Genomic DNA, 9,180 nt, shown 5'->3' with positions numbered 1-9,180 from the left:
ACCACAAAAAATCCCCAACATCATCACACACCACCGCGGGGTGGAGCAGCCCGGTAGCTCGTCAGGCTCATAACCTGAAGGCCGCAGGTTCAAATCCTGCCCCCGCAACCACTGATACCGACACTCCCGGAGCCCTGGCTCCGGGAGTGTTCGTGTTTTTGGTCCCCTGACCGCGTGAGGCGGCGAAATCCAGCAGGTTTCCGAGTTCGCCATGGAGCGTGGCGTGCATCTCGCCCCGGCCCTTGCCGGGATGGAGCACGATCTTCTCGATCAGCGCGCGGATGGCCTCGGAGGCATCCTGACGGTCCTCGGGATGGTTCAGGGTTTCCGCCAGCCGTTCGACCTTGTTTTTGAAGATCCCGGCGACGTTGGGATGGATATCGGGCACGTCCTGCGGCTGGGCGGCAAGCATAGCGACCAGTTCATCCTCACGGGCCTCCATTTCGCGCATGCGCTCGACCATGCCGCGCGTATAGCCGCCATCCTCGATCACCTGGAGCATCTGTTTCAGCCCCTTGCGCAGCCTGGTCAGTTCCGTCTGCCAGCCGGCCGTGCTGGCGCGGCGTTCGTGGTTGGCGCGATTGGTTTCTTCCACATAAGCGCGCATCGCCTCGGCGGCGGCTTCCGGCGTCATCAGCCGGTCCTTGAGACCCGACAGCACGCGGTCTTCCAGTTCCGGGCGACGGATCGTGGTCCTGTTGGTGCAGGAGCGGTTGTCCATGTGGGTGGAGCAGGCGAATCGGTCGCCGCCCCGGATCGAGCAGGGACCGCCGCATACCCCACAGAACACCAACCCCGACAGGAGCGATTTTGGACGGCGCTGGCCATTGAGCTTGTTGATCGACGCCCGGATGCCGGCACTGATGTTCACGCTCTTCTCAGCGATCAGCGCCTGCCGGGCACGGACGGCCTGCCAGAGATCATCATCCATGATCCGTAGGTCCGGCACCTCGGTGACGATCCACTCCGATTGCGGATTGAGTCGGGACACGCGCTTGCCGGTCTGCGGGTCTTTCAGGTAGCGCAACCGGTTCCACACCAGCCGGCCGATATAAAGCTCGTTGTTCAGAATGCCAGTGCCACGCAGGGCGTTGCCCCGTAGGGTGGTATTGTTCCATTTGCCGCCCGTGGGGCTGAGGATACCTTCGTCGTTCAGGCGGCCGGCGATGGCAAGCGCGCTGCGTCCGGACGCGAACTCACGGAAGATGCGGCGGACGATTTCCGCCTGTGCGTCGTCAATCTCGCGGTCGCCCCGGATCAGTTCGCCTCGCACGTCCATCTGATGCACGACGCGATAGCCGTAGCACAGGCCGCCGCCGGATTTACCCGCCTCGACCCGGCCGCGCAGGCCGCGATGGGTCTTCAGGGCCAAGTCTTTGAGGAACAACGCGTTCATCGTGCCCTTGAGGCCGACGTGAAGCTCACTGATTTCGCCCTCCGCCAGGGTGACAATAGTGACGCCGGCGAATTGTAGGCGCTTGAACAGGGTGGCGACGTCGGCCTGGTCGCGGGACACGCGATCGAGGGCTTCAGCGAGCACGATGTCGAACTGCCCGGCCTGGGCGTCGCGGAGCAGGGTCTGGATGCCGGGACGCAGGATCATGCTGGCCCCGGAGATGGCCGCGTCGCGATAGTAATCGACCACCTGCCAGCCCTCGCGCGCGGCGCGCTCTTCACAGAGGCGGAACTGGTCCTCGATAGAAGCCGCCCGCTGGTTGTCCGAGGAATAGCGAGCATAGAGTGCGACACGGGTCATGGCGGCTTTTCCCCACAGGTGGTTTTTCGTAAGCTTTACCTTTTGCGACTTTTGCCGCTGGGCTGTTTTATCCGGTCGGCTGGCGTCTCCGGGATGCGCCCGGTTGCCGTCGTGTAGATTTCGCTGTCCTCACGGCGTCCGACCGCGATGACAAAAATGACGATCCGCTGTTCCACGACCTGATAGACGAGGCGGTAGCCGTCCTGGCGCAGTTTGATCTTGTAGAATCCCGCGAGATCGCCGTGCAGTTCGTTACCGGGAGAATGCGGGTTCAGAACCAGTTTTTCGAGCTTTTTCTCGAACTTCCTGCGAATGCTGCCGTCAAGCCCGTCCCATTCCCGAAGTGCGCGATCATCGAATTCGATCGCGTATTCAGTCATCCGGATGGCGGGCCTTGAGTTCCGCCAGCGTCATGCGGTGGCGGGGGGCGGGATCGGCGAGGCGTTCTCGGACGATTTCGATCAGCCTTGCATCTTCGTCGGTCACAAGCCGCCGCTTGACCGGTGGCTGGCCGGTCTCGGCGATATAGGCCAGGGTATCGCGCAGGACGTCGGAGAGAGACAGGCCGTGCGCGGAGAGTTTGGCGACAGCGGCGGATTTGAGGGCGTCATCGACACGGAACGTCACGGCGGACATGGCTTCCTCCTGATTGCATGACAAACGTAATACATTTGTACGAATAGAGGAAGCGCAAAAGTGGGTGATACCGGCCTCCCTGAAATGGTCCCATGGATAGGACAGGCATCATTCATCCGGTTCCTCCCGACTTGCCGTACTGCGGCCCGACGGATCGTTGTCGTTGGCGGTGTCAATCTCACCCAGCCGCCGTTCGAATTCCTCGCGGGCGATCTGGCGTCCCAACATCCTGGCGAGGATGAATACCAGTTCGTCCATCCGCGCTTTCATCGCCGGATCGGATGAGGTTCCCGATGGGTTGTTATCATTGGCCGGCGCGATCGGCCCAGTCGTCGCCGTGCGATCCTTGTCCGTCATCGTCCTGCCTTTTCCGTCTGGAGAGAACCAGATCATGGGGCATAAAAAACGAATACTTCAAGGCGAGCACATTGTACTTTTGAGGTGGGACAATAGTACTGGTGTCGGCAATTGTCGGCGTGTGCGTACTCTGGCGTATCCGGGCGTAATCCGGCGGACGACAAAAGCAGAACATTCGGTGATATGATGAATAACTATTAATTATTCTGAGGGTTTTGTGAATGAGGTGAGGCGTCAGAAGCACGGAATCGTCAGTTGAGCGCCGCGTAATTCACGGCGTTGCTACACCTGCTTTTACCATCGGGCCGGATCGTGACGGGGCAGGTAAGCCCCTTGGTTTTTCTGCCCCAAAACGCCGCCTGGAGACCAGGTGAGCCGAGCGCCGTGCTGGGCGTGGCCCAACTTGCACGCGATGTGGTCGCTCGCGTTGGTAGAGGTTCCCCTCCGTTACGCGAGGCTCTTTATCACGGAAAGCATGCAAGAGTTCAACGGGTCTTCGCGACATCATAGACGGCAGAGTTCACCAGCGCCGCCACCAGCCTCTCCGCCAGATGTAGCCGCGCGGAGTCCAGAACCAGCGGCCCGGCTCCCAGACATAGCCTCGGCGTGGCAATGGCACCATTTCGTAGGGTGGCACCGGTGGTGGGGGGTGAATGATCGTGAGGGGAGGCGGTGCAATCACGACAGGCGGAGGTGGCGGCGCGACCACGACTGGTGGTGGAACGACAACTGGAGGTCCAGCATAAATCCACGGCCTGGCCTCCGCCGGAGCGGCACTCAGCATGGTCGCGGCGAAAGCCGCGGCCCGCAACTTCCATCTGATGCTATCAGGCATTGTCCTGGTCCACTCTGAACACGCGATGATGCTTTATAGCACGATGCTCGTGAAACGGGCATGGGTCCGTCTCACTCGCGAAGACGCGCAGGCAATGAAAACGCGAACGATAGAGGACGCCCAAACCAGCCTTTCTGCATTTTTGATGCCTCTTGACACCATGCACGGAGTTCCCAGATTGAATTTGCCGGCCGCCGAAGGGGTCGGCAGACAGAACTATCAGTTTTGATCTTGTGTCCATGTTGCTCAAAGGAGGATATGGCTATGAGAGCCACCGTTGATTTTGCTCCCCTGTTCCGTTCGAGCGTGGGTTTTGACAGAATGCTCAATGCCCTTGATCTCGCCAGCCGGATTCCGACGGTCGATAACTGGCCGCCTTACGATATCGTCAAGACCGGTGAGGATGATTACCGGATCGACATGGCGGTTGCCGGACTTGCCGAGAATGACCTTACGATCACACAGGAGCGTAATACTCTTGTCGTGACAGGACGAAAGGCGCTGGAGCCGCAAAGCGCCGCCGAATATCTCCATCGGGGTATTGCGGGCAGAGAATTCGAACGCCGCTTCGATCTGGCCGAGCATATGAAAGTCACCGGTGCGCACTTCGAGAACGGACTTCTGTCCATTACCCTGAAACGTGAGATACCCGAAGCGATGAAGCCGCGTCGTATCGCGATTACGTCCTCTACAACACGTGCGGAGGAAGCCGTGCCCCAGATCGAGGTGCGGAAAGAGGCAGCCTGATGGCGTGACGAAAACTCTTCCCCGGCCATTCATCCGGCCGGGGAAGAATCTCGAAAGGTCATGAGCATGAAGAGGATGAAAATATCTCTGTCGTGCGCTGCTCTGGGCTTGTCTCTACTGAGCCAGTCGGTCGCACATGCTGGTGATATTGTCCGGACGGCTGCAACATCGTTCGATGCGAGGGCGACTGAGGGAACGTCCACAATCCCCAAAACCGGGGCTCGCACTCATTACGAAGACGGCACAGGTGATATGCTGGTCGACAGCTTGAACGCAAGCCAGTTGGATCAGAACTACAAGGGGCCGGTCTATTATCCCGGACAACCCATTCCGCCGTTCCGGCCCATCGACACAGATCATCTGGCACCGTCAGGGTCAGAGACGGCGAAGAAGACGTCCTCATCGCACGGGACGTAGTGGGGATTGAGTAAAGGCGGCGTTATAGACCGCCTTTACCTCGATTCTTCAGGATGAAGACCGTTCAGGCTCATAGCCGGCCGCAGGATTATCTTCGAGATGCGCCTGTTCCCTGGCATCGCGCGCGACACGCGCATCCTGCTCGCGGACCAGCCAGTAGACGACGCCCAGCGCCAGAACAGCCGCCGAGAGAGCGAACAGTTCCATGGCAGTCACATCATGCAGATCCAGCAGGATGAATTTGCGGGCAATCGCCAGGAGGGCGATCAGGACGATGGTCCGCACCCGGATGACGTTCTCATGCTGGGCAAGAACGACCAGCAGGGAGTGTTTGAACTCAAGAGCGATGATAACAGTAAAGATCGCGCCAAAAATCGCCTGGAAGACCGTCTGGTTGATCGGATCGATTCCGACATCGACGACCAGATGCCATACCGCGCCGATCAGATGAATCGTCGCGATGGCGGTGACCAGCATGATGAGCGCAATCAGGGTCAGAATGACCGCCTGTTCAAAACGCTCGTAGAATGTCAGGCCCCTGAACAGCTTGATGAAACGAGACCAGTCCCTGCTCTGCCAGGAACGTTTCATGGAGAGGTCTTCCATAGCCGTTTTCCCATCTATGAATTGAGTTATAGTTCCCACGTCCTGGGTCTGATTTTTCTTTCCGTGATGGAGAATACCCCATGCAGGATACGTTACAGATCATGGGCGCTCACCGCCCGTTCGAACCGCCTCCGCTTCCTTCTCCGGAGAAGGAACAGCGCCCGCGTCCGGCGCCTGACGAAGAGGAGCCACCAATTGATCCGGACAAGGAAAGACTGGTCGAACCGCTCGATCCCTCGGATGTGGATGCGGACCCCCATGCGGATTGAATCAGTGTCCGGAAGGGCTCGTGGCCCTTCCGGCGCACATCCGGTTCAAAGCCGCTGCCAGCGTGGCAGGCGACAGGACAATGTTCTGGCATGATCTCGCACGGCCTTTGGCAAGGCCGATGTCAGCTGGTTTTCGAGGTCTCCCAACGACCAGCCCAGGGCCTTGGCCATGTGCGTGCGGTCAGCGACAGGCAGGAGTCTTCTGACCACGGCGACGGTCGTCGCTTCCGGATATGACGCGGTTCTCCAGCGAGAAATCCGATCATAAATCCGGTGGTCAGCCGCCCGACGCATGAGGCCGTCATATCCCTGGTCTTTTTCCTGGTCGCCGAGATAGTCGGCCAGCAGGACCGCCAGTTCTGTGTCGATCTGAACGGTCGGAAGCGACATAATTCTGTTCGGCCTGTCCGCGCGAAGAGTCATGATGCAGTCCTCAGGCCGGCCCGCGTGTCGCCCGATATCAGAGCCGTCGCATCCAGAGGGCTGACGCTCAAGCCCGAAACAGTGGCGGTGACGTCGACATGCACGGACCCGAACAGATGCAGGAGGGCGGCCTGAGGCGTATAGGCGCCCTTGACGGCTGCCGAGGTCCGGCCGTCCATAAGGATCGGGTCGACAAGGACCGGGCACCCGGTCTGCCGGCCCAATATCTCGATGGCGCGGGCCAGTGGCATGGATGGAATGTTCACCGGCTGCTTTTCTGTCTCGCACGACAGCACATCATGCGGCGCATGAGCCGATGCCTGCGAGGCCATTCCGACCAGCAGCATGAGGACGAGACCGACAGCGACGTGTGGTCTCTCCCTCTGCCGAAGGCGCAGAGGTTGCTTGGCCGTCTGTTCCGCTTGCTCAGTGTCTCCCTCGGAGTGCGACCAAACTGGCCGAATTGTCCCCCGTGAACGGGGCACGGGAGGATGGTTATTCCAATAGTCCTGAAGCGCCTTCAGGTTGAGAAAATGGATAAAACTCGACATCTCCCTGTTCTCTCTGCTTTCGACCTCACCTTCAGAGACGCGGGGCCTCCGATGGAAGGCCCCGCTCCACCCTCTCATTCGTGCGGTCGTTCCAGAAAAGACGGCGTTTCCGCTCGGAGAAGGCGTTGCTGATCTACCCGGCGCGGTCAGTGCCTTACGCCGCGACCGGAACTGGCGGTGCGGCTCTTGCCCGCATGGGGAGACGGAACGCGAGATCAGAAGCCAGGGGATCACACCCGGCAGGGGCGACCGCGCCAGCCTGGACCAGGCGTTCCAGCGTGGAGCGAAGTCTGATCCCCGGTATACCGGTATGGGCCACCAGAGACGTCAGCGTCACGCCACGTCCGTCATGACCGAGGCGGCGGAGCACGGAGAGGGCACGCGGAGCGAGCGGATCGTCTCCGAAAAGGGGGCGCGTTACCATGATACGCCTCCCTCCAGTCGGTTGCGCCATCTCCGGGCGGCTGTGCGCAGGGAGCGGCGATAGCGGGAATAAAGTCCTTTCAGCGTCGACATCCACATCCTCCGATTAAAGCAACATGGACTTCAGTTGTCTGGCTCACAGAGCCTATGCCGGACCCGATGGCGTCCAGCGAAAGCAAGATTGGAAGAGATGCCTGCCTCGTCAAGAGGGCACGAAATGCAGATTTTTTTCATGAATAAGTTTATTATTTTTATTTGTATTTATTTTCTGTGGCGGTGTTGCAGACAGAAATTACATGGGTTTTGTTGATTTTCGTTAACCGTCATAGCGATGATCGCAGAAAATCAATATATTTTCCTTCTATGATGGTGGCTCGGGGTTTTCCGGCCACCACCTGTCTTAGAGAGCGCTTCCAGCGTATCCGTTTGTCGGGACTTCCGTCCGCGTCTCGACGGCGGGCGTCAGAGCCGTGGAACCAGTCTTTTGACCTCCGGGATTGTCAACTGCCATCGACGCGGGGAGCGCGGCACAGGACTTGCTTCCGGTGCGTGACACATGAACGATTGGCGCCGCCTGACCGTTTGATGTGATCGTGATTGTCTGCGTACAGGCGGTGGGTCCACCGGTGCTGACCGCCTCGAAACGCTGCCAGGACATGCTCTGTTTCGGGAGGTCATGACCAACAGCCGGAACGGCGCGCAGGACGCCGTCCAGCCGCGAGCCCAATGTCCGATCGACCGCCTCCATGAGAGCCATATTGCGTGCCATCATGCGATCAACGGCCTCGAACATGTCGATATCAGGCAGTGCCGCTGTCGTCGCGATGCCCTGGACCGGGACCAGGATACCGATCTGGTGTCCCCGTGCATCAACGACGCGCAACGCATCCTGAGCCTGCGCAGGCAGTGCAGCCGCGCAGCAGGCCAGTGTAGCAACAAAGGCGCCGGCCTGAATCATACGAGAAAAATGCATTTTGGAATCCTCCGTGTCTGTTAAGCAGTGTCGGACGACGGCAGGAATATGGGCTGGGTAAATAGCGCCAGCAAGAGGTGGAGGAAGACTGCATTGATCGTCTGATCCGGGTATGAGCGTGTATCGTGACAGGGCCTCAAACGGCTCCGATCGTGATCAGGCTACGGCCGCAATCGACGACCGTTTCTTCCAGCGGCCGGGCCTTCCAGCCGAGGACGGACTGCGCCTTGGCGGAAGAGTAGGTATATTTATGCCCGAGATAGCCGTTCATGGCGCCGAGATCGCGATCGAAGAAGCCCACAAGGCGCAGCACGAAATCCGGTAAGGCGCGCGTCGGAACCTTGGCTGCCTCCGGCCCAAGCGCGGCTTTCAGGACTCTGGCAATGTCCGCCATCCATGCAAATTCGCCCGCGCCGATGAATCTCTGACCCGCCGCCGCCGGGTTGGTCATGGCCCGAAGATGCAGATCAGCAAGATCGCGCACATCGACGAAATCGAAGCCGAGCCGTGGCAGGCCCGGCACCTTGCCCGCCAGCAACCGCTGGACGAGCCCGATGGACGGCGAAAAGTCGCGTCCGAGCACTGGTCCCAGAATGACCGACGGATTGACGACGGCCAGCGTGGTCGCCCCGCCTTCGGCCCCGATGATCTCCCAGGCCGTGCGCTCGGCGATCGTCTTCGAGCGCGTATAGGCATCGACATCGGGGGCGTCGGGATCGGTCCACACGGTCTCGTCGCATTCACAGTCCGGACCACCGACCCTGCGGCTTGCAGCCGCCACGGACGACGTCATCACCACACGCTCCGCGCCCGCCCTGATCGCGGCCCGCAGCACCCGGGCTGCGCCATCGCGGGCTGGTCTGATCAGCTCGTCCGGATCTTTCGGCGCCCGCACCAGCACGGGCGAGGCGACATGAAGGACGTAGCGCGCGCCTTTCGCGGCTTCGTCCCAGCCGCGGTCGGCAGTAAGGTCGGTGGTACAGACATGCAGCCGGTCGCGGGGATCGACTTCCTTCGCGATCATGGCGCGCAGTTCGGCTTCCCGGCGAAGGTCTCGCACCGTGGTCCGGACGGTATAGCCACGTTCCAGGAGTGAGATGATGCATCGCGCCCCGACATAGCCTGTGCCGCCCGTCACCAGCACCGTTCCTGTTGCGCTCATGAAAACTCGTCCCTCCCCACAGACA

14 protein-coding genes and 1 tRNA gene are annotated in these 9,180 nt (G+C 60.3%); 4 read left to right on the top strand and 11 right to left on the bottom strand.

Annotated features, from left to right (window positions below):
* Positions 1-34: 34 nt before the first annotated feature.
* Positions 35-111, top strand: a tRNA-Met gene (locus HKD27_RS13005).
* Here HKD27_RS13005 and HKD27_RS13000 read toward each other — a convergent pair.
* The 5 genes from HKD27_RS13000 to HKD27_RS16795 all read right to left on the bottom strand — a co-directional run bounded on the left by HKD27_RS13000 (position 68) and on the right by HKD27_RS16795 (position 3,371).
* Positions 68-1,756, bottom strand: a complete 1,689-nt coding sequence (locus HKD27_RS13000; RefSeq protein WP_112209839.1) for a recombinase family protein — start codon at positions 1,754-1,756, stop codon at positions 68-70. The two genes, HKD27_RS13005 and HKD27_RS13000, sit on opposite strands and share 44 nt — an antisense overlap.
* A gap of 35 nt (positions 1,757-1,791) precedes the next feature.
* A complete protein-coding gene (locus tag HKD27_RS12995) occupies positions 1,792-2,136 on the bottom strand; it encodes a type II toxin-antitoxin system RelE/ParE family toxin (protein WP_006559873.1) in 345 nt (114 codons plus the stop codon).
* A complete protein-coding gene (locus HKD27_RS12990; protein ID WP_010511780.1) occupies positions 2,129-2,392 on the bottom strand; it encodes a type II toxin-antitoxin system RelB/DinJ family antitoxin in 264 nt (87 codons plus the stop codon). The genes HKD27_RS12995 and HKD27_RS12990 overlap by 8 nt, the downstream gene beginning before the upstream one ends.
* Positions 2,393-2,500: 108 nt before the next feature.
* On the bottom strand, positions 2,501-2,749 hold the full coding sequence (locus HKD27_RS12985) for a hypothetical protein (protein ID WP_010511782.1): 249 nt from the start codon (positions 2,747-2,749) through the stop codon (positions 2,501-2,503).
* A 520-nt stretch (positions 2,750-3,269) separates the two neighbouring features.
* The gene (locus HKD27_RS16795; protein ID WP_124296136.1) at positions 3,270-3,371 is read right to left on the bottom strand and encodes a YXWGXW repeat-containing protein; all 102 of its coding nucleotides are present in this window, start codon (positions 3,369-3,371) and stop codon (positions 3,270-3,272) included.
* A 160-nt stretch (positions 3,372-3,531) separates the two neighbouring features.
* On the opposite strand from HKD27_RS16795, the gene HKD27_RS12975 reads away from it, so the two are divergent.
* On the top strand, positions 3,532-3,813 hold the full coding sequence (locus HKD27_RS12975; RefSeq protein WP_112209841.1) for a hypothetical protein: 282 nt from the start codon (positions 3,532-3,534) through the stop codon (positions 3,811-3,813).
* A gap of 35 nt (positions 3,814-3,848) precedes the next feature.
* Entirely contained in the window at positions 3,849-4,331 is a 483-nt protein-coding gene (locus HKD27_RS12970) for an Hsp20 family protein (protein ID WP_112210156.1), read from the top strand.
* Positions 4,332-4,796: 465 nt separating this feature from the next.
* On the opposite strand, the gene HKD27_RS12965 is transcribed toward HKD27_RS12970, so the two are convergent.
* Positions 4,797-5,354 (bottom strand): phosphate-starvation-inducible PsiE family protein, encoded by a 558-nt coding sequence (locus HKD27_RS12965; protein WP_112209845.1) that lies wholly within the window; start codon positions 5,352-5,354, stop codon positions 4,797-4,799.
* An 80-nt stretch (positions 5,355-5,434) separates the two neighbouring features.
* Between HKD27_RS12965 and HKD27_RS12960 the strand changes: the two genes are divergently transcribed.
* The gene (locus tag HKD27_RS12960) at positions 5,435-5,623 is read left to right on the top strand and encodes a hypothetical protein (RefSeq protein WP_112209847.1); all 189 of its coding nucleotides are present in this window, start codon (positions 5,435-5,437) and stop codon (positions 5,621-5,623) included.
* A 45-nt stretch (positions 5,624-5,668) separates the two neighbouring features.
* On the opposite strand, the gene HKD27_RS12955 is transcribed toward HKD27_RS12960, so the two are convergent.
* From HKD27_RS12955 to HKD27_RS12935, 5 genes are all read right to left on the bottom strand, one after another.
* Positions 5,669-6,013 carry a hypothetical protein gene (locus HKD27_RS12955; protein WP_228518518.1) on the bottom strand — a complete coding sequence of 115 codons (345 nt, stop codon included), beginning with the start codon at positions 6,011-6,013 and terminating at the stop codon, positions 5,669-5,671.
* A gap of 29 nt (positions 6,014-6,042) precedes the next feature.
* Positions 6,043-6,393 (bottom strand): hypothetical protein, encoded by a 351-nt coding sequence (locus HKD27_RS16495; RefSeq protein WP_228518517.1) that lies wholly within the window; start codon positions 6,391-6,393, stop codon positions 6,043-6,045.
* A gap of 358 nt (positions 6,394-6,751) precedes the next feature.
* Positions 6,752-7,021, bottom strand: a complete 270-nt coding sequence (locus HKD27_RS12945; RefSeq protein ID WP_166112764.1) for a helix-turn-helix domain-containing protein — start codon at positions 7,019-7,021, stop codon at positions 6,752-6,754.
* Positions 7,022-7,420: 399 nt separating this feature from the next.
* Positions 7,421-7,993, bottom strand: a complete 573-nt coding sequence (locus HKD27_RS12940) for a hypothetical protein (protein WP_194689812.1) — start codon at positions 7,991-7,993, stop codon at positions 7,421-7,423.
* Between the two features lie 136 nt (positions 7,994-8,129).
* Positions 8,130-9,155, bottom strand: coding sequence for an aldehyde reductase (locus HKD27_RS12935; RefSeq protein WP_194689811.1), 1,026 nt, complete (start codon positions 9,153-9,155; stop codon positions 8,130-8,132).
* Between the last annotated feature and the right edge of the window lie 25 nt (positions 9,156-9,180).

It is taken from the genome of Gluconobacter sp. R75690, from assembly GCF_015244525.1.
GTDB classification, from domain to species: domain Bacteria; phylum Pseudomonadota; class Alphaproteobacteria; order Acetobacterales; family Acetobacteraceae; genus Gluconobacter; species Gluconobacter potus.
Note: the sequence above shows the minus strand (reverse complement) of the source record. Positions and strands in the feature narration are given on the sequence as shown.